Source organism: Streptomyces sp. SAI-170 (assembly GCF_049739565.1).
In the GTDB taxonomy this organism is placed as follows: Bacteria; Actinomycetota; Actinomycetes; order Streptomycetales; family Streptomycetaceae; genus Streptomyces.
Genome location: NZ_JBMGQD010000001.1, coordinates 6,594,122 through 6,613,716, shown reverse-complemented (window position 1 = coordinate 6,613,716; position 19,595 = coordinate 6,594,122). Strand labels below are relative to the sequence as shown.

Annotated in this window: 14 protein-coding genes; 3 read left to right on the top strand and 11 right to left on the bottom strand. The window is 70.8% G+C overall.

Translation table 11 applies throughout. The features are described from left to right. Positions 1-2: 2 nt before the first annotated feature. The 9 genes from RKD23_RS29710 to RKD23_RS29670 form a co-directional block, all read right to left on the bottom strand. The gene (locus RKD23_RS29710; protein WP_424856483.1) at positions 3-1,118 is read right to left on the bottom strand and encodes a pseudouridine synthase; all 1,116 of its coding nucleotides are present in this window, start codon (positions 1,116-1,118) and stop codon (positions 3-5) included. Then, positions 1,118-1,771 carry an SMC-Scp complex subunit ScpB gene (gene scpB / locus RKD23_RS29705; protein WP_424856482.1) on the bottom strand — a complete coding sequence of 218 codons (654 nt, stop codon included), beginning with the start codon at positions 1,769-1,771 and terminating at the stop codon, positions 1,118-1,120. The genes RKD23_RS29710 and scpB overlap by 1 nt, the downstream gene beginning before the upstream one ends. Next, positions 1,768-2,724: a segregation and condensation protein A gene (locus RKD23_RS29700; RefSeq protein ID WP_424856481.1), complete on the bottom strand. Its 957-nt coding sequence runs from the start codon at positions 2,722-2,724 to the stop codon at positions 1,768-1,770. Before RKD23_RS29700 ends, scpB begins: the two co-directional genes overlap by 4 nt. A gap of 18 nt (positions 2,725-2,742) precedes the next feature. Next, the gene (locus tag RKD23_RS29695) at positions 2,743-3,321 is read right to left on the bottom strand and encodes a hypothetical protein (protein ID WP_424856480.1); all 579 of its coding nucleotides are present in this window, start codon (positions 3,319-3,321) and stop codon (positions 2,743-2,745) included. Beyond that, positions 3,306-4,442, bottom strand: a complete 1,137-nt coding sequence (locus RKD23_RS29690; RefSeq protein ID WP_424856479.1) for a ParA family protein — start codon at positions 4,440-4,442, stop codon at positions 3,306-3,308. Before RKD23_RS29690 ends, RKD23_RS29695 begins: the two co-directional genes overlap by 16 nt. Before the next feature lie 413 nt (positions 4,443-4,855). Next, entirely contained in the window at positions 4,856-5,980 is a 1,125-nt protein-coding gene (ald, locus tag RKD23_RS29685; RefSeq protein ID WP_424856478.1) for an alanine dehydrogenase, read from the bottom strand. 130 nt (positions 5,981-6,110) lie between these two features. Beyond that, positions 6,111-8,168: a tetratricopeptide repeat protein gene (locus tag RKD23_RS29680; protein WP_424856477.1), complete on the bottom strand. Its 2,058-nt coding sequence runs from the start codon at positions 8,166-8,168 to the stop codon at positions 6,111-6,113. 220 nt (positions 8,169-8,388) lie between these two features. Further along, a complete protein-coding gene (locus RKD23_RS29675) occupies positions 8,389-9,015 on the bottom strand; it encodes an NUDIX domain-containing protein (RefSeq protein WP_424856476.1) in 627 nt (208 codons plus the stop codon). An 81-nt stretch (positions 9,016-9,096) separates the two neighbouring features. Next, positions 9,097-10,746: a CTP synthase gene (locus RKD23_RS29670; RefSeq protein ID WP_424856475.1), complete on the bottom strand. Its 1,650-nt coding sequence runs from the start codon at positions 10,744-10,746 to the stop codon at positions 9,097-9,099. Between the two features lie 530 nt (positions 10,747-11,276). Here RKD23_RS29670 and RKD23_RS29665 point away from each other — a divergent pair. Continuing rightward, positions 11,277-13,082 carry a glycoside hydrolase family 15 protein gene (locus tag RKD23_RS29665; protein ID WP_424858364.1) on the top strand — a complete coding sequence of 602 codons (1,806 nt, stop codon included), beginning with the start codon at positions 11,277-11,279 and terminating at the stop codon, positions 13,080-13,082. Positions 13,083-13,170: 88 nt separating this feature from the next. Beyond that, positions 13,171-14,553, top strand: coding sequence for an FAD-binding protein (locus tag RKD23_RS29660; RefSeq protein WP_424856474.1), 1,383 nt, complete (start codon positions 13,171-13,173; stop codon positions 14,551-14,553). A gap of 6 nt (positions 14,554-14,559) precedes the next feature. Here RKD23_RS29660 and RKD23_RS29655 read toward each other — a convergent pair whose 3' ends face one another. Together RKD23_RS29655 and RKD23_RS29650 are read right to left on the bottom strand one after the other, a co-directional pair. Then, on the bottom strand, positions 14,560-16,152 hold the full coding sequence (locus tag RKD23_RS29655; RefSeq protein WP_424856473.1) for a flavin monoamine oxidase family protein: 1,593 nt from the start codon (positions 16,150-16,152) through the stop codon (positions 14,560-14,562). Positions 16,153-16,196: 44 nt separating this feature from the next. Further along, positions 16,197-17,705 (bottom strand): APC family permease, encoded by a 1,509-nt coding sequence (locus RKD23_RS29650; protein ID WP_424856472.1) that lies wholly within the window; start codon positions 17,703-17,705, stop codon positions 16,197-16,199. A 241-nt stretch (positions 17,706-17,946) separates the two neighbouring features. Between RKD23_RS29650 and RKD23_RS29645 the strand changes: the two genes are divergently transcribed. Continuing rightward, positions 17,947-19,590: a PucR family transcriptional regulator gene (locus RKD23_RS29645; RefSeq protein WP_424856471.1), complete on the top strand. Its 1,644-nt coding sequence runs from the start codon at positions 17,947-17,949 to the stop codon at positions 19,588-19,590. The last annotated feature ends 5 nt before the right edge of the window (positions 19,591-19,595 follow it).

Below are 19,595 nucleotides of genomic sequence, written 5' to 3'. Positions count from 1 at the left end.
ACTTAGAGGTCGACTTCCTTCATCAGCATCCCGACCTCGGTGTTGGACAGCCGCCGCAGCCAGCCCGACTTCTGGTCGCCCAGGGTGATCGGGCCGAAGGAGACCCGCACCAGCTTGTCGACCGGGAAGCCGGCCTCGGCGAGCATGCGGCGCACGATGTGCTTGCGGCCCTCGTGCAGGGTCACCTCGACCAGGTAGTTCTTGCCGGTCTGCTCCACGACCCGGAAGTGGTCCGCGCGGGCGTAGCCGTCCTCCAGCTGGATGCCGTCCTTGAGCTGCTTGCCCAGGTCGCGCGGGATCGGGCCGACGATGTGCGCGAGGTAGGTCTTCTTCACGCCGTACTTCGGGTGGGTCAGCCGGTGGGCCAGCTCGCCGTGGTTGGTGAGCAGGATGACGCCCTCGGTCTCGGTGTCGAGCCGGCCGACGTGGAAGAGCCGCGTCTCACGGTTGGTGACGTAGTCGCCGAGGCACTGGCGGCCCTCGGGGTCCTCCATCGTGGAGACGACACCGGCGGGCTTGTTCAGCGAGAAGAACTGGTACGACTGCGTCGCGACCGTGAGGCCGTCGACCTTGATCTCGTCCTTCTCCGGGTCGACCCTGAGGCCCTGCTCGGTGACGATCTGCCCGTTGACCTCGACCCGGGCCTCGTCGATCAGCTCCTCACAGGCACGCCGGGAGCCGTAGCCCGCGCGCGCGAGGACCTTCTGCAGCCGCTCGCCCTCCTGCTCGGCGCCGGGGAAGGTCTTGGGCAGCTTGACGTCCTTCTTGCCCGCGTACCGCTCGCGGTTGCGCTCCTCGGCCCGCGTCTCGTACTCGCGGGACGTGGCCGGCACGCTGCGGCCCCGCTGCTGGGGCCTCTTCGGACCGCCCTTGGCGCCACCGCGGGCCGAGGGGCCGCGGCCCGACTTCGGGCCGTCCTGGGTGGCGCCGGGGCCCACGTCGTAACGCCGCTCCTCCGGGCGCGGCTTCTTCGGACGGCCGCCCTGCTTGTCGTCGCGGTTGCCACCGGCGCCGCGGTAGTTACCGCGGCCACCGCTGCTCCCGCCGCGGCCGCCGCTGTTGCCACCACGGCTCCCGCCGTTGTTTCCGCTGCTGTTCCTGCCGCTGCTGCTTCGCATCAAAGTTCCGTCTTGTCGTCTGCGTCCTCGGAATCCGGGGCGTCCGGATCGAACGACGGGACCCCTTCCAGCGTCTCGGCCTCGATCGCCTCCGCCTCGGGGAGGAAGGGCGCGAGCTCCGGGAGCTCGTCCAGACCACGCAGGCCCATCCGCTCCAGGAAGTAGTTCGTCGTCACGTACAGGATCGCACCTGTTTCGGGTTCCGTGCCCGCCTCCTCGACCAGACCGCGCTGCAGGAGGGTGCGCATCACGCCGTCGCAGTTGACTCCGCGCACCGCGGAGACCCTGCTGCGGCTGACCGGCTGCCGGTACGCCACGACGGCGAGGGTCTCCAGCGCCGCCTGGGTGAGCCGGGCGGTCTGCCCCTCCAGCACGAGCTTCTCCACGGCCGCGGCGTACTCGGGCCGGGTGTAGAACCGCCAGCCGCCCGCCACGTACCGCAGTTCGAAGCCGCGGCCCTGCCGGACGTACTCGTCGGCCAGCTCGCGCAGCGCGTCGGCGATGCTCCGCCGGGGCCGCTCGAGGATCTTCGCGAGGTGCTCCTCGCTCGCGGGCTCGTCCACGACCATCAGGACGGCCTCCAGGGCCGGTTTCAGGTCGAGGTCGGCGACGGGCTGCGGCCCCGTCGGGACCTCCGCGGTCGGCTCGCTCACGGCTTGCTCTCCTCCTTCGGCTCCTCGGGCGGCCGGTCGAACTCGTCGGTCACCCGCGGCGTCTCGTCCCCGTCCCCGCCGGTCCAGCGCACCAGCAGCTCCCCGAGGGCCGCCTCCTGCTCCAGCGCGACGGCCTTCTCCCGGTACAGCTCCAGCAGCGCCAGAAACCGCGCTACGACGGTCAGGGTGTCGTCGGTGTCGTCCACCAGCGCCCGGAAGCTGGCCTCGCCCAGCTCCCTGAGCCGCGCGACGACGATCCCGGCCTGCTCCTGCACGCTCACCAGCGGCGCGTGGATGTGGTCGACGTACACCTGCGGCTTGGGCTTGGGCTGCATCGCCTTCACGGCGAGCCTGGCGAACCCTTCCGCGCCGATGCTGATGACGACCTCGGGCAGCAGGTCGGCGAGCTGCGGCTCCAGGCCGACGGTCCGCGGGTGGCGCCGGGCCTCCTCGGCGTGCCGCTGGTCGAAGATCTGCGCGATCTGTTTGTACGCCCGGTACTGCAACAGCCGCGCGAAGAGCAGGTCCCGCGCCTCCAGCAGCGCCAGGTCGGCCTCGTCCTCCACCTCGGCGGCGGGCAGCAGCCGGGCCGCCTTGAGGTCGAGCAGGGTGGCGGCGACGACGAGGAACTCGGTCGTGCGGTCCAGGTCCCAGTCCGGGCCCATCGCCCGGATGTGCGCCATGAACTCGTCGGTGACCTTGGACAGCGCGACCTCGGTGACGTCCAGCTTGTGCCGGGAGATCAGCTGGAGCAGCAGATCGAAGGGTCCCTCGAAGTTGGCGAGTCGCACCTTGAAGACGCCGTCGTCCTCGACGGAATCGGTGGGCTCGTCGACAGCAGCCGCACTCTCCTCGACGGCAGCGGTGGGCTCCTCCGGTCCGGGCTCGGGCGTGGCCCCCGGCCCGCGCCCCAGCGCGCGCCGACGGCCGCGGGGAACGTCGTTCGAGGTCATAGCCCTCGCAGGCTACCCCTACCGTCCCCGCAGCCGGCGTACGAGGATGCTGGCGTCCCCGCGGGTCTCCAGATCGGCGAGCACTACGGCGACGGCCTCGCGGACGATCCGCCCGCGGTCGACGGCCAGCCCGTGCTCACCGCGGAGCACAAGACGGGCGTGCTCCAGATCCATGAGTTCCTCGGCGGACACGTAGACGGTGATCTTCTCGTCGTGCCGCTCGCGGCCGCTGGGCCGCCGGGTGCCCGACCGCCCCCGCTTGCGCGGAGCGGCGGCGTCACCGGCGGCAGCCGCGGCAGAACCTTCCTGCGTCGCCTGCCGCCGCGCCGAGCGCTCGGCCCGGCTGCGGGACTCCCCGGCGTCCGCCGGCTCCGCGTCGGCCGCGACATGCTCCGCCCCGTCGCCGTCGCCGCCCTGTACGGGCACCGACTGCGGCGCGTCCTCCGCGGCGGCGGCAGCGGGGTCGCTCTCCCCCGCGGGAGCCGGCACCCGGGCCTCGCCGTTCGCGGGCCGCCGTGGAGTGGACGGCTGGAGCGCCATCCCGCCTGTCGTACGGAAGAGTTCGTCGGCCCCCGGCAGACTCACTCGGCGTGACACCGGGCGAGCACCTCCCTGGCGAGCTGACGGTAGGCGGCGGCGCCGACGGAGTTGGAGGCGTACGTGGTGATCGGCTCACCGGCGACCGTGGTCTCCGGGAAGCGGACCGTGCGCCCGATGACCGTGTGGTAGACGTGGTCGTCGAACGCCTCGACGACCCGCGCGAGCACCTCACGGCTGTGCACGGTGCGCGAGTCGTACATCGTGGCGAGGATCCCGTCGAGCTCCAGCTCCGGGTTGAGCCGCTCCTGGACCTTCTCGATGGTCTCGGTCAGCAGCGCGACACCGCGCAGCGCGAAGAACTCGCACTCCAGCGGGACGATCACCTTGTGGGCGGCCGTCAGCGCGTTGACCGTGAGCAGGCCCAGCGAGGGCTGACAGTCGATCACGATGTAGTCGTAGTCGTCCATCAGCGGCTTGAGCGCCCGCTGCAGCGTTGACTCGCGCGCGACCTCGGAGACCAGCTGGACCTCGGCGGCCGACAGGTCGATGTTGGAGGGCAGCAGGTCCATGTTGGGGACCGCCGTCTTCAGGAGCACCTCGTCGGCCGACATGCCCCGCTCCATGAGCAGGTTGTAGACCGTGAGGTCGAGCTCCATCGGGTTGACGCCGAGACCCACCGACAGCGCGCCCTGCGGGTCGAAGTCCACGAGCAGCACGCGGCGGCCGTACTCCGCGAGCGCGGCACCCAGGTTGATGGTCGACGTGGTCTTGCCGACGCCGCCCTTCTGGTTGCACATCGCGATGATCTTGGCGGGTCCGTGATCGGTCAGCGGGCCCGGGATCGGGAAGTACGGCAGCGGGCGTCCGGTCGGGCCGATGCGCTCCCGGCGCTGACGGGCAGCGTCGGGTGCGAGCGTGGCCGCGTACTCCGGGTCCGGCTCGTATTCGGCGTCGGGGTCGTAGAAGTGCCCCTCGGGCAGTTCGTCGTAGTCGGCGAAGTGGTTGTGGGGCGCGCCACTTCCGTCGCCGGCCATGGCGTTCACGTGATGGCCATCCATGCTCTGGTGTGCTGACAGAGCCGTGTGGGGGCTGGTCTGGCTCTGGTGGGCTGCGAAGGTTCGGACAGCGACGGAGCCGACAGCCTCGAGCCCCGTGGAGCCCTGGCCCCGCGTAGGCATTCCTGGTTGACCACCCCCGGGAGAAAATGTCGACTCATTCACAAGTCGTCTTACCTCCTTGGTGACCAGGAAACTTCTAGACAAGGTCAGCGTGGCACCATGCCGACGGTTGGCGACTCTATGGCGTGTCGGTGGTCCGCAGCAACACAATCCGCCGGACCCGGCAGGATGTGTCGGCAATGAAACATCCCTCTGTCAAGGGCGTACGGCCGTCGCACAGCAGGTTTCACCGGTGTGCGAATCGGTTCAAGGGTTACGTTCGAGGCGAGTTGACCTAGAGTCGCAAAGTGACCATACACACATCCGGCCGGACCTTGTCGGGCAAGGTCCGGCCGGGTGCGTGTGGTTGACGCGTCTTGTTGACGTATCGCCTTTACGAAAAGGTGACTTAGCCGAGCGCGTCGGCCGGCAGGTCAGCCGAGCAGGGTCTCCAGCTCGACGTGCTCCAGTCCGTGGGCCTCGGCGACCTCCTTGTAAACGACCTTGCCGTCATGGGTGTTCAGACCCTTGGCGAGCGCGGCGTCGCGGCGCAGCGCCTCGACCCAGCCGTTGTTGGCCAGCGACACGATGTACGGCAGCGTGGCGTTGGTGAGCGCGTAGGTGGAGGTGTTGGGCACCGCGCCCGGCATGTTGGCGACGCAGTAGAAGACCGAGTTGTGGACCTGGAAGGTCGGCTCGGCGTGGGTCGTCGGACGCGAGTCCTCGAAGCAGCCGCCCTGGTCGATCGCGATGTCGACAAGGACACTTCCCGGCTTCATGCGGGACACGAGCTCGTTGGTGACGAGCTTCGGGGCCTTGGCGCCCGGGATGAGGACGGCACCGATGACGAGGTCGGCGTCCAGGACGGCCTTCTCCAGCTCGAAGGCGTTGGACATGACGGCCTTGACCTTCGTGCCGAAGATCTTGTCGGCCTCGCGCAGCTTGTTGATGTCGCGGTCGAGCAGGGTCACGTCGAAGCCCATGCCGATGGCGATCTGCGCGGCGTTCCAGCCGGAGACGCCACCGCCGATGACGACGGCCTTGGCCGGGACGACACCCGGGACACCGCCGGGCAGCACGCCGCGGCCGCCGGCCGAGCGCATCAGGTGGTAGGCGCCGACCTGCGGGGCGAGACGGCCCGCGACCTCGGACATCGGGGCCAGCAGCGGCAGCGCGCGGCTGGGCAGCTCGACGGTCTCGTAGGCGATGGCCGTGGTGCCGGACTCCAGCAGGGCGTCCGTGCACTCCTTGGAGGCGGCCAGGTGCAGGTAGGTGAAGAGCGTCTGGTCCTTGCGGAGGCGGTGGTACTCCTCCGCGATGGGCTCCTTGACCTTCAGCAGCAGGTCGGCGGTGGCCCACACCTCGTCGGCGGTGTCCAGGATCTCGGCGCCGGCGGCGATGTACTCGCTGTCCGGGATCGAGGAGCCGAGGCCGGCGCCCCGCTCGATGACGACCTGGTGACCGTTGCGCACCAGCTCGTGCACACCGGCGGGGGTGATGGCCACCCGGAACTCGTTGTTCTTGACCTCGCGGGGGATGCCGACCTTCACGTCGATCACGGTCCTTGGCTCAGAGGGGGTATTAACACGACATACCGGCTACCCACGGGCACACCGGGAGACACCGCAGGAGAACGTGCGGCAGAGCCAGTCTAATGAAGGTGTTCCCGCTGTCTAGCCTTTCATTGCATCAATCTTCAGCGGATGCACTGCGGATTTCGCAGGCGTTAGCGTCTTGTTCCGAAAGGATCTCTGGGGTATCGCCCTCCTGGAGCTCCTCCCCCAGCATGCGCTCGGCCGTGCTGCGGTGCAGTGCGGCGGCCACCGGGTCCCCGAGGTGCTCCAGGGTGTCGGCCGTCCGCAGGTGCAGCGCGGCCTGCAGCCGTACGTCCTCCGCGCGCCGCGCCCACTCCACCGCCTCCTGGCAGGTGCGCAGGCTCTCCTCGGGCCGCCCGGCGTACTCCTGCACCCGGGCCAGCTCGCTCAACGCCCGTGCCTGGGCGGCGACATCGCCCTCCTTGCGGTACCCGGCGATCGCCGCCCGCCAGCTCCTGAGCGCCTCCCCGTAGCGGCCCGCGTAGGTGTGCGCCGTGGCGATACGGCCGTACAGCCGGGCCGCGTCCGCGCGCTCCTCACGGGCCAGCCGCTGGGCCAGCGCCCGCCCGAACCAGTCGGCGGCCCGGTCGTAGTCCCCGAGCTCCAGGTGGGCACCACCTACGGATTCCATTGCGCGAGCGGTGGCGTACGGGTCATTTGCTCTGCGTCCGGCGTCCAAAGCTGTCCGATATCGCACCAGAGCCTCGGTTGTCCGCCCGGTCCGCGCGTCCAGGTCGGCCAGGTTCAGCAGCGCGGCGGCCCGCTCGCGGTGCAGCCCGCGCCGCTCAGCCACGTCCAGCACCAGGCCGTGCACGCCGTACAGGTCGGCGGCCGCCGCCTGGGTGCCCCAGTGCGCGACCATGGCCCGCACCAGCTGGGACAGCAGCCGGCGGGCGAGGGTGTCCAGCTCTCCGTCGGCGACCACGAGGCGCGCCGAGGCCAGCAGGGCGGGCCTGCGCAGGCGCAGCCACTCGGCGGCCGCCCGAGGGTTGGGGAAGCGCAGCGAGCGGGGCATGCCGAGCAGCTTCTCGCGGGCCTGCGGGCTGTCGGTCTCGGTGATCGCCCGGCAGGACTGCAGCAGCCGTACGGTCCGCTCCAGCATCCGGGCGCGGGCCAGCTGGATCTCGGCGGGGCGGTCCTGCGACTCGGCGAGCGCCTTCAGCATCGGATGCAGACAGGCCGGCACCTCGTACTGCGGCAGCGGCGAGTCCACGGCGTGCAGCAGACCGAGCGCGACGAAGTCGTCCAGCGTGGTCCGGGCGCCGCTGACCGAGCAGCCGGCCAGCGCGGAGGCGGTGTGCGGGTCGACCAGTCCGGCCGGGGCGAGGGAGAGCAGTCGCAGTATCCGGGCGGCCGGGGCGGGCAGCGAGGTGTAGGCGAGCCGGAACACCCGGGCGAGCGGGGTGGCGGCGTCATCGCCCTCGGCGTGCAGATGCTTGGCGAGGTCCGCGACAGCGGCCTTCGGCCGGGCGGCGAGCCAGCCTCCGGCCAGCCGCAGCGCGGCCGGCTGCGCCTGGCACTCCTCGACCAGCCCCTCGGCGGCCCGTGGATCGACGGTGATCCGCACCGAGCCGGTGTGCCGGGACAGCAGCTCCACGGCCGACTTGGTGTCCAGCCCGCCCAGCGTGCAGGGCCGCACGTCCGAGATGCCGGTCAGCGGCCCCCCGGACACCGCGACGACCAGACACTGCGGGGCCTCCGGCAGCAGCGCGTCGACCTGCCCGGCATCGGCGGCGTCGTCGAGCAGCATCAGCATCCTGCGCTCGGCGAGGGCCTCGCGCAGGACCTGGGCCACCTCGTCCTCGTCGGCCCCCGGCGGCACCGGCACCTCCAGGGCAGTGAGCAGCTCCCGCGCCACCCGCTCGACCGGAACGGGCGTGCCGTCGGGCTCGCTCAGCCGGGCCCGCAGCACCCCGTCCTCGTAACGGTCCGCAACCTGCCGCACCAGTTCCTCGGCGAGAGCGGTCCGCCCCGACCCGGGCCGCCCGGCGATCAACAGCACCCGCGCGCGGGGGGCCTTGCGCCCCGAGAGCGTGTCCAGACCGGCCCGCCCGATGTCGGCGCACAGGTCCTTCAACTCCCGGGTGCGTCCAAGGAACCGGCCCTCCTCGACGAGGACGGACGCGTCCGTGTCCACCACCTGATCCGTCACGGGCCACACTCCCGTCCCACCACGCGCCCAGGCCCGCCGGGACTCCGGTCAGGGCGTTTCCAGAGCCTAGTTCACGCTCTGCAACATCCCGGGCAGGAGGCAGGCCGACGCAGAGAAGGACTCCCCGATCGGATCAACGGACAGTGTGGTTTTAGGGGCGCGGGGAACTGCGCGACAACGGCGCGGCAGCCAGAACCGACGACCCTCGGCCCAACGGCGATCAGACCTCGAACGGCCGCGCTTCCCAAGGCGCATCCGCAGGACGCAGCGCATCCAAGCCCTCACCCTGCCGAGCAGCGACCAGCGACAGCACCCCCACCACCAGGCAGTTGTTGTGCAGCTCCCCCGCCAGCACGCCCCTCACCAGCTCAGCCAAGGGCACCCGATCCAGCTCCAGGTCGATCTCCTCGTGCTCCGCCTCGAACCGCTCCCCCTCGGCCTCGGAAAGATCACGGGCGAGGAAGATACGGACCGCCTCGTCACACCCCCCGGGCGTGGTGTACACATCGGCCAGCACCCGCCAGGTCTCCGCCTTGACGTGCGCCTCCTCGTACAGCTCCCGCTGGGCGGCGTGCAGCGGGTTCTCCCCGGGCACGTCCAGCAGCCCGGCCGGGATCTCCCACAGCTTCTGCCGTACGGGATGCCGGTACTGGCGCAGCACGACCACCCGGTCCTGCTCGTCGAGCGCGAGCACGGCCACGGACCCGGGATGCACCTGGTAGTCCCGCCGCACCACGGTCCCGTCGGGCATGACCACCTCATCCGTGCGCACGGAGGTCTTGTTGCCCCGGAAGGGCGTCTCCGAGCCCCGGATCTCCCACTCCGCGGGGGTGTCCTTGATCGTCATGCCAGACCTTTCAACTGCGGAAACGAAACCGGGGTGCGTCCCGTTGAAGGAACGCACCCCGGCAACCGTACAACCGGTGTGTTACTCAGCAGTCTTCCGCTCGACCGCTGCCTTCACCAGCCCGGCGAACAGCGGGTGCGGCCGCGTCGGGCGCGAGCGCAGCTCCGGGTGCGCCTGCGTGGCGACCAGGTAGGGGTGGACCTCACGCGGGTACTCGACGTACTCGACCAGCTTGCCGTCCGGGGAGGTGCCGGAGAACTGGATGCCCGCCTTCTTCTCCAGCTCCGCGCGGTAGGCGTTGTTGACCTCGTAGCGGTGGCGGTGCCGCTCCTCGACGTACTCCTTGCCGTCGTAGACCTCGCGCACGATCGAGCCCTCGGCCAGCTTGGCCGGGTACATGCCGAGGCGCATGGTGCCGCCCATGTCGCCCTCACCGGCGACGATGTCCATCTGCTCGGCCATGGTGGAGATGACCGGGTGGGCGGTGGCCGGGTCGAACTCGGTGGAGTTGGCGTCCGGGATGTCGGCCAGGTGACGCGCGGCCTCGATCACGATGCACTGCAGGCCGAGGCAGAGGCCGAGCAGCGGGATCTTGTTCTCGCGGGCGTAGCGGATCGCGCCGACCTTGCCCTGCACACCGCGGTCGCCGAAGCCGCCGGGGATGCAGATGCCGTCGACGTCGGAGAGCTGCGCCTGGGCACCGGCCGGGGTCTTGCAGTCGTCGGAGGTGACCCACTTGATCTTGACGCGGGTGCGGTTGGCGAAGCCGCCGGCGCGCAGTGCCTCGGTCACCGACAGGTAGGCGTCGGGCAGGTCGATGTACTTGCCGACGAGGGCGAGGGTGACCTCGTGCTCGGGCTTGTGGACGCGGTCGAGCAGGTCGTCCCAGGTCGTCCAGTCCACGTCACGGAACGGCAGGTCCAGCTTGCGCACGGCGTAGGCGTCCAGGCCCTCGCCGTGGACGGTCTTCGGGATGTCGTAGATGGAGCGCGCGTCGGGGCAGGCCACCACGGCCGCCTCGTCGACGTCGCACATCAGCGAGATCTTGCGCTTGATCGCGGTCGGCACCTCGCGGTCGCAGCGCAGCACGATCGCGTCGGGCTGGATGCCGATGTTGCGCAGGGCGGCGACCGAGTGCTGGGTCGGCTTGGTCTTCAGCTCGCCGGAGGGGCCGATGTAGGGCAGCAGCGAGATGTGCACCACGAAGACGTTGTCGCGGCCGACCTCGTGGCGGACCTGGCGGACGGTCTCCAGGAACGGCAGCGACTCGATGTCACCGACCGTGCCGCCGACCTCGGTGATGACGACGTCGACCTCGTCGGTCGCCATGCGGCGGATGCGGTGCTTGATCTCGTTGGTGATGTGCGGGATGACCTGGACGGTGTCGCCCAGGTACTCGCCGCGGCGCTCCTTGGCGATCACCGTGTTGTAGACCTGACCCGTGGTGACGTTGGCGGAGCCGTCCAGGTCGCGGTCGAGGAAGCGCTCGTAGTGGCCGATGTCCAGGTCGGTCTCGGCACCGTCGTTGGTGACGAAGACCTCACCGTGCTGGAACGGGTTCATCGTGCCCGGGTCGACGTTCAGGTACGGGTCGAGCTTCTGCATCACGACGCGCAGGCCCCGGGCCTTGAGCAGCATGCCCAGGCTGGAGGCCGTCAGACCCTTGCCGAGAGAGGAGGCGACACCCCCGGTGACGAAGATGTGCTTGGTCGTCGTGGATTTGGGCGTCATGGCCAAGAGGGGGCTCCCGTGGTCGCTGTCTGGAGGTGCGGTGCGGCTGCCGGGCCGGAGGTCTCCGGGGGTGCCGTCGCTGCGGTTCGGGGGTGCGTTGTCCTGGGAAAGGACGCCCACCGGTCCACGGGCTACCAGCGTATCAGCGCCTCGACCCCATGGCTTCCGGCCACGCTCCGCACACGCCCGGACACCCGTCCGAACTGCGACGACGCCGCTCGCGCGAGGCTCACCCGCGGCTCACTCGTTCGGCCCAGCCCGGTTGCCCGGAGGCGCACGCAGATCATCCGGGCGCGTCGTATCCTGCTCGGACATTGGCTGTCGAGCCGGCCGGAAAAACGGCACCACCCACGCCCGTACCCCCCGGAACAACAAGAGCTCGTCAGTTCGTTGAGCAGAGAATCGTCGGCCGTTTCCCTGGCGGGGAGACGGTCCTGCCTCACGGCTCATCGACGCATTACAACGACCCCTTGACCGCACCAGCGACCGCCCCTACATGGGGTGACGTGGCCGTTCGACTGGAGTTGCACGTGGCCGGGCGCATCGAAGACTACGCACTCATCGGAGACATGCAGACCGCCGCCCTGGTCTGCCGGGATGGCACAGTGGACTGGCTGTGCCTGCCCCGCTTCGACTCGCACGCCATCTTCGCCGGTCTGCTGGGCACCGAGGAGCACGGCTTCTGGCGCATCGGACCGGCGCACGCCCCCGACACCGCGCCACCCGTCGCGGACCGGCGCACCTATCGCGGTGACTCGCTCATCCTGGAGTCGGAGTGGGACACCGTGCGCGGCACCGTCCGGGTGACCGATTTCATGCCCCCGCGTGACGGCGCCCCGCAGCTGATCCGGATCGTCGAGGGCGTCTCCGGCCGGGTGCCGATGCAGTCGGCCCTGCGGATGCGCTTCAGCTACGGCCGGGTGGTGCCCTGGGTGCACAAGCACGACGACGAGCGCACGGTCGCCGTCGCCGGCCCGGACTCCGTGTGGTTCGACACAGAGGCCGAGACATACGGCCACTCGCTGACCACGTACTCCGACTTCACGGTGGCTCCCGGTGACCGGATCGCGTTCACGATCTCCTGGCAGCCCTCGCACAAGGAGGCGCCGCCGCTGCCGGAGCCGGAGCAGTCGCTGACGGCGACCGAGGACTTCTGGCGCGACTGGGTCGAGCACTGCACGTACCACGGGCCCTACCGCGAGCCAGTGGTCCGCTCCCTGATCACGCTGAAGGCGCTGACGTACGCCCCCACCGGCGGCATCGTCGCCGCGCCCACGACCTCCCTGCCGGAGGACATCGGCGGCGTGCGCAACTGGGACTACCGCTACACCTGGCTCAGGGACGCGGCGATCACCCTGTCCTCGCTGCTGCGCACCGGCTACCGCGAGGAGGCCCGCGCCTGGCGCGAGTGGCTGCTGCGCGCGGTCGCGGGCGACCCGGAGAACCTGCAGATCATGTACGGCATCGCCGGTGAGCGCGAGCTGGGCGAGGCCGAGCTGGACTGGCTGCCGGGCTACGAGAACTCCGCCCCGGTCCGCGTCGGCAACGGCGCCGCGCACCAGCTCCAGCTGGATGTGTACGGCGAGGTCACCGAGGCCCTGCACCTGGCCCACATGACGGGTCTGGCGCGCAACGACTACGCCTCGCTGCTCCAGCTGAAGCTGATCAGCTATCTGGAGAAGCACTGGCAGGAGCCGGACGAGGGCATCTGGGAGGTGCGCGGTCCGCGCCGGCACTTCGTGCACTCCAAGGTGATGGCGTGGGTCGCCGTCGACCGCACGATCAAGCTGATCGAGTCCGGTGACGCCGACGGCCCGCTGGAGCGCTGGAAGGAACTGCGCGACGACATCCACCGCGAGGTGTGCGAGAAGGGCTACGACAAGGAGCGCAACACCTTCACGCAGTCCTACGGCTCCAAGGAGCTGGACGCGAGTCTGCTGCTGATCCCGCAGATGGGCTTCCTGCCCCCGGACGACAAGCGCGTCATCGGCACGATCGAGGCGATCCAGCGCGAGCTGTCCACCCCGGACGGCTTCATCCTGCGCTACCCCACCGAGGGCGAGTCGGAGGGCGTCGACGGCCTGCCCGGCGACGAGGGCGCGTTCCTCGCGTGCTCGTTCTGGATGGCGGACGACCTGGCGATGATCGGCCGGGTCGACGAGGCCCGCCAGCTGTTCGAGAAGCTGCTGGAGCTGCGCAACGACCTCGGTCTGCTGGCCGAGGAGTGGGACCCGCGTCTGCAGCGCCAGGTCGGCAACTTCCCGCAGGCCTTCAGCCACGTCCCGCTGATCGACACCGCGCTTCGGCTGACCGCCTCGGGCGCCTACGGCGGCTGAACAAACCCCCCTCACCGGCCGCGCCGGGCAGGCCGCGCACGCCTAGGCTGGAAACGCATCAATCCCCCTTCCTGGAAAGGGGGCGGCCATGGCTTCCCTCTCGAAGGCGGGCGCGGCCCTCTCCGCGCTGCGCGAGGATCTGTCGGGCGATGTGTTCGCCCCCGGCGACCCGGGCTACGACGAGGCCCGGGTCGTGTTCAACTCGATGGTCGACAAACGGCCGGCCGTGATCGCGCAGTGCGTGGACGAGGACGACGTCGTGCGGGCCGTCCGCTTCGGTCGGGAGCTGGACCTGAACATCGCCGTGCGCGGCGGCGGCCACAGCGTGGCGGGCTCGGCGCTCAACGACAACGGCCTGGTGGTGGACCTGCGCCATATGCGGGCGGTCACCGTCCATCCCGGCGCGGAGGCGGTACGGGTCGCGGGCGGGGCCACGATGAGCGACCTGGACCGCGCCACCGAGCCCTACCACCTGGCCACCACCGGCGGCAGGGCCTCCACCACCGGAGTCGGCGGGTTCGTGCTGGGCGGCGGCAGCGGCTGGCTGGACCGCTGGTGCGGGCTCGCGGTCGACAACCTGCTGGGCGTGGAACTGGTCACCGCCGACGGCGAGCGGGTCCGGGCGAGCGCCGACGAGAACCCGGAGCTGTTCTGGGGCCTGCACGGTGGCGGCGGCAACTTCGGTGTGGCCACCGCGCTCACGCTGAGGCTGCACGAACTGCCCGACTTCGCCATCGCCCTGCTGCTGTACCTGCCGGAGAACGGCCCCGAGGCGGCACGCACCTACCGCGATGTGATCGCCGCCGGCCCGAACGAGGCGAGCGGCGCCCTGATCTACTTCACCGGCCCGCCCGAGGAGTTCGTCCCCCCGCGCCTGGTCGGCACGCTGCTGTGCGGCGTCCTTCTGACGTACGCCGGGACCGAGGCCGACATGCGCAAGATCGCCGAGCCGCTGCTGGCGCTGCCGCACGAGTCGGAGATCGTCGGGGCGATGCCGTACGCCGATGTCCAGTGCATGATCGACGACCCGCCGGGGTTCCGTAACTACTGGTCGGCGGAGTACCTGACCGGCGCTCCGGACGCCTACCTGGACCTCTACTGCGCACGGGCCGCGTCCATGCCCGTGCCGACCGGCAGCATGCACGCGCTGTTCCCGCTGGGCGGCGCGATCGCCGAGGGGCCGCACGAGTATCCGGTGCCCTACCGGGACGCGCCCTGGGGCGTGCATCCCTTCGGGCTGTGGGAGGACCCGGCGGACGACGAGCGGGCCGTCCAGTGGGTGCGTGACGTACGCGCCGACGCCCGCCCCTGGAGCACCGGGGCGGTGTATCTCAACTTCATCGGCGACGAGGGCGCCGACCGGGTGGTGGCCGGGGTCGGCGCCGACAACGCCCGGCGGCTGGGCGAGCTGAAGCGGAGGTACGACCCGGACAACGTCTTCCGCTTCAACCACAACATCAAGCCGGCGTAGAGCCGGTCAGACGGCGGCGATCACCTCCCGCGCGGCACGCTCGCCCTCGGTGGCGCCGCCCTCCATGAAGCCCTGGAAGTCGTAGGAGCAGTGCTCGCCGCCGATGTGGATGTTGCCCTGCGGGGTGCCCTCGTAGCCGGCGTAGCGGTGGAGGTAGCCCACCGGCCAGTAGGAGTAGGCGCCCTGGGCGTACGGGTTGAGGTGCCACGCCGACAGCTGGGCGCGGCCGGTGAAGGCGGCCGAGGTGCCGGGGAAGAAGGCGTCGATGTCCCTGGTGTAGGTGGATGCCAGCTTCGCCACGTACGGGTCGCTCTCGAAGCTGAACGGCCCTGCCGGGGCGAGGGACTTGGCGCGGGTGCCGCCGTGGTACTGGATGAGGATGCCGCCGGTGCCGGGCTGGACCTTGGTGGTGTCCCAGGTCTGCTGGACGCGGCTGTCGGTGAAGCAGTCGCCCGCCGAGACGCCCGGCCACGCGCCGGTGCCGCGCCAGGGGCGGCTGGAGAACTGCATGTTGAGCTTGGTGCAGTACCCCATCCGGGCGTCACGGATCAGGCTGGTCATCCGGGGGTCGAACCCGGCCCGGCTCAGGTCGAGTTGCTTCAGGACCGGCAGCGGCACGCACAGGACGGTGTGATCGGCGGTCACCGTACGGGTGACGCCCGATTCGGTGAAGGTGAGCGTCTGGGTGCCGTCGCTGTTGGCCCGCACCGCGTTCAGCGACCAGCCGTGACGGACGGTGCCGTCGGGCAGGAAGTCGGCGATGGCGTGCGGGAGTCGGTCGTTGCCGCCGACGACGTGGTAGCGCTCGTTGGACAGGCCCCAGATGTTGAAGTTGCCGGGATTGGTCTGGTAGCCCATCAGCAGCACCAGGGCCAGCGAGGACTGGTCGGTGGTGTCGGCGCCGTACTCGACGTTGTAGGCGACGTCGAACCACCGGCCCAGCGGGGAGGCGTGGCCGCCCGGCACGCGTGACTCGATCCAGTCGTACAGGGTCATGTTGTCGAGTGCGGTGCCGGTGGGTGTGGTCTGGTTCCACTTGACCTCCCCGGCCTCCAGCAGATCGCGGTGCAGGGCCTGGTAGACGGCCTTGAAGTCCTCGTCGGCCTGTTCGCGCGGGTAGTACGTGCCGTTGAACCACAGGACTTCCTCGGCCCCGTTGGGGCCGCCGCCGAGGAAGTCCTCGACGGGCAGGGAGAAGCGGCGGCACAGTTCCAGCATCTTCTTGTGGCTGGTGTCGATCAGCTCGCCGCCGATCTCGGAGGTCTGGCCCCAGGCCCAGTGGTCGCGCTGGCTGAACATACGGCCGCCGACCCGGTCGGGGTGGGCCTCGTACAGGGTGCAGGCGTAACCGGCGTCGTGCAGGGTCAGGGCGGCGGTCAGTCCGGCGATACCGGCGCCGACGACCGCGATACGGGGCTTTGCCGCGGCCGCGGCGGGCGGCGCGGCCGTCACCGTGGCGGTAGCGGCGAGGGCCGCGGCCCCCTTCAGGACCGACCGACGGCGCATCCGGGCCTCGGCGACGGGCACCCCGAGGTGCCGGGCGGCCGCGTGGTCGGCGGCGAGGGAACGCAGGAGGTGCATGGAGTGCGTACGGGACACAGGACTGCTCCTCGGACGTGGGGTGTGGGCTTCCTGGGCACTCGTCAGGCGTTGGCGTGGGCCTCCGTGACGTCGTCGTCCGTGCGTTCGGCCGCGTCCTCCAGGACGATCCGGCCGATGATCTCGTAGCGCTCCGGCCGCCGGGCCCGCAGATACAGGCCGAGGCCGAGGCCGCCGAAGAAGACAAGGCCGACGATCCACGGGATGGCCTTGAAGAAGAAGGAGTCGGCCGCCGCACCGGCCGCGGTGTCCATGTTGATCACCAGCAGCACCACCACCGCCGTCATGCCGATCCCGCCGAGCAGCGGGGCGGTGAACGTGCGGAACCAGTGCCGGTCCTCGGGGTGGTTGCGGCGGAAGTAGCCGATGACGGCGAAGGAGCACAGGGTCTGCACGATGAGGATCGCCATCGTGCCGAGGATCGCCAGCAGCGTGTACAGGTGGATGTAGGGGTCCTGGCCGCTCAGCCAGAAGCCCACGACGAGCGCGACCGCGATGCAGGACTGCACGAAGGAGGCGATGTACGGCGACCCGTGCTTGGGGTGGGTGCGGCCGAGCGCGGGGTGCAGGAAGCCCTCGCGGCCGATGGCGTACAGATAGCGGGCCGCGCACTGGTGGAAGGCCATCCCGCAGGCGAACGAGCCGGTGATCAGCAGCCACTGGAAGGCGTCGACCGCCCAGGCGCCGATGAAGGCGTGCGCGGGGTCGAAGAACAGGTCGAGGGGGCTCGTGCCCGAGGAGACCTTGACCGCGCCGTCCAGGCCGTTGCCGGCGATGGTCATCCAGGAGACGTAGATGTAGAAGAGGCCGACGCCGACCACCGAGATGAGAGTGGCGCGCGGGATGACCCGCTTGGGGTCGCGGGACTCCTCGCCGTACATCGCGGTCGACTCGAAGCCGACCCACGACCAGAAGGCGAAGAACAGCCCGAGACCCGCGGAGGCGCCCGTGAAGGCGTTCTTGGGGTTGATCGGCTCGACGGGGATGCCGTCGGGGCCGCCTCCTTGCAGCAGTACGGCGGTGGCGACGGCGAAGAGCACGGCGATCTCGGCGATCAGCATCACGCCGAGCGCCTTGGCGGTGAGGTTGATGTCGAAGAACGCCAGCACCGCGGTGACCAGCAGCATCGCGGCCGCGTAGAGCACCCAGGGCAGGTCTACGCCGAGCTGGTCGTGCACGGTGGTCTTGGTGAAGTAGGCGAAGACGCCCACGATGGACGCCTCGAACACGATGTACGCCAGCACGGCCAGCATCCCCGACGCCATGCCGGCGATGCGGCCGAGGCCGTGCGAGATGTAGCCGTAGAAGGCGCCCGCGGCGGTGATGCGGCGGGCCATGGCGACATAGCCGACGGCGAACACCGTCAGCACGAGCGTGGCGAAGAGATAGCCGGCCGGGGCGCCCGTGCCGTTGCCGAAGCCGACCGCGATGGGCAGGTTGCCGGTCATGGCGGTGATCGGCGCGGCGGTCGCCACCGCCATGAAGACGACACCCACCAGGCCCACGGAATTCGCCTTGAGCCGATGGACCTCTCGCGTGGGAGTTTCTGCCATTCCCGCCCCTCTCCTCATTTTCTGCATACTCAGCGTGCTGCCACAACGAAATCCGAAGATCACACAGGGGTCTCCCTGCGGATGCGACAGTGTTTCGTCATGGTGACGCACGCCACAACAGACACGCGGTCGTGCAATTGGGCGCCGGGGGCGACGCATTGCCGACCGGCGGGGCGCGGTGATCGTCGCCGTAACCGCGCGGAGATGTCGTCGGAACGCGCGCGCGGGTAGCGTCCGCTGCATGGAAAGCCGCACGGACCACCGATTCGACACCCAGGGCGCGGGCATCACCGTCCAGCGGGCGCTGGAGCTGCCCGGACTGCGCAGCGGTCTGCCCGAGGTCCTCGCGGGCGCCGACCGGCTGCAGCGGACCGTGCGGTGGGTGCACGCCGGCGAGGTGCCGAACATCGCCTCCCTCCTCAAGGGCGGCGAACTGCTGCTGACCACCGGCTACGGCCTCGGCACGCGCCCCGCCGAACAGCGCGCGTTCGTGCGGACACTGGCCGAGCGGGGCATCGCCGCCCTCGTCGTCGAACTCGGCCCGCGCTTCAGCCGGTTGCCCGCCACCCTGATCGAGACGGCCCGCGCGGCAGGGCTTCCGCTGGTCCAACTGCACCGCGAGGTGCCCTTCGTGACGGTCACGGAGGAGGTCCACACCGAGATCGTCAACGGCCACTACGCCCTGCTGCAACGCGCCGAGGAGGTGCACCGCCGCTGCACCCAGGCCCTCCTCGGCGGCGGCGGAGTGCCCCAGGTCCTCGGCATCCTGGCCGACTTCGGCGACAACCCCGTCTTCCTGGAGACCTACGACGGCCGTCTGCTGTACGCCGCCGGGGCCGGGCCCGAGGGCGCCGATCCGCTCCAGGTGTGGGAGGGGCTGCGCGGCCAGCACAAGGACACGCCGCCGCCCGCCGGTTCGGTGCTGGTGGACGTGCCCGGCGGCGGCCCCGGCACCGGATCCGTACGCGCCCGGCTGGTCCTGCTGCCGGTGCGCGCGCCGCTCGCGCCGGTGCACCGGATCGCCGCCGAACGGGCCGCCGGGATACTGGCCGTGGTGCTGATGCAGGCCCGACAGGAGGAGGAACTGGCCGCGCGCGGACGCGGCGACTTCCTCACCGACCTCGCCGAGGGCCGGATCGCCGCCGAGGACGCCCCCGCGCAGGCCCGCGTCCTCGGCTTCAAGCCCGGCACCGGACCGCTGCTGCCCGTCGTGATGCGGCTCGGCGACGGCTTGTCCCCCGGCGGCGGCTGGGCCGTGCTGGCGCGCGCGGTCGCCGAGGAGCTGGCCTCGGTGGGGGTGCCGGTGCTGCTGGGCGTACGTCCGGTGGAGGGCCGGGTGCCGCTGCTGCTGGGGCTGCGCACCGAATCGGAGCGGGCCGCGGTCGCCGACCGGGTGGCGGCGGCGCTGCGGGCGGGCGTGGAGCGGGCCGGGATGCAACGCCCCGGGGCCCGGCCTCCGGTGGTCGTCGTCGGAGTCGCCGGCGGCTGGGCGGCGGCCTCCGCGGGGCTGCGGCACGCGGCGGAGACCGCCGCCGCCGCGCAGGGCCTCGCCGACCGGCCCTGGTACGACGCCCGCCGCCTAGACATCGACCTGCTGCTGTGGCGGCTGCGCGACCATCCCGACCTGGCCGCCTTCGTGGAGCGGGCCATCGGCCCCCTCCACGACCACGACCGCCGCTCCAAGCCTCCGCTGCTGCCCACCCTGGAGACCTACCTCGCCCACGCGGGCCGCAAGGCGGAGACCGCCCGCGAGCTGCACCTCAACCGGCAGACCCTCTACAACCGCCTCGCCCGCATCGGCGAGCTGCTGGGCACCGACCTCGACGACCCGCAGACGGTGCTGGCGCTGAGCCTGGCCCTGAGAGCAAGGCGGCACGTGGGCTAGGGCGA

What these genes read in the sequence shown, in the direction of transcription:
- RKD23_RS29710 (WP_424856483.1), bottom strand. Translation starts at nt 1,118, where the DNA reads ATGCGAAGCAGCAGCGGCAGGAACAGCAGCGGAAACAACGGCGGGAGC.
- RKD23_RS29700 (WP_424856481.1), bottom strand. Translation starts at nt 2,724, where the DNA reads ATGACCTCGAACGACGTTCCCCGCGGCCGTCGGCGCGCGCTGGGGCGC.
- RKD23_RS29690 (WP_424856479.1), bottom strand. Translation starts at nt 4,442, where the DNA reads ATGCCTACGCGGGGCCAGGGCTCCACGGGGCTCGAGGCTGTCGGCTCC.
- RKD23_RS29675 (WP_424856476.1), bottom strand. Translation starts at nt 9,015, where the DNA reads ATGACGATCAAGGACACCCCCGCGGAGTGGGAGATCCGGGGCTCGGAG.
- RKD23_RS29670 (WP_424856475.1), bottom strand. Translation starts at nt 10,746, where the DNA reads ATGACGCCCAAATCCACGACGACCAAGCACATCTTCGTCACCGGGGGT.
- RKD23_RS29660 (WP_424856474.1), top strand. Translation starts at nt 13,171, where the DNA reads ATGGCTTCCCTCTCGAAGGCGGGCGCGGCCCTCTCCGCGCTGCGCGAG.
- RKD23_RS29650 (WP_424856472.1), bottom strand. Translation starts at nt 17,705, where the DNA reads ATGGCAGAAACTCCCACGCGAGAGGTCCATCGGCTCAAGGCGAATTCC.
- RKD23_RS29645 (WP_424856471.1), top strand. Translation starts at nt 17,947, where the DNA reads ATGGAAAGCCGCACGGACCACCGATTCGACACCCAGGGCGCGGGCATC.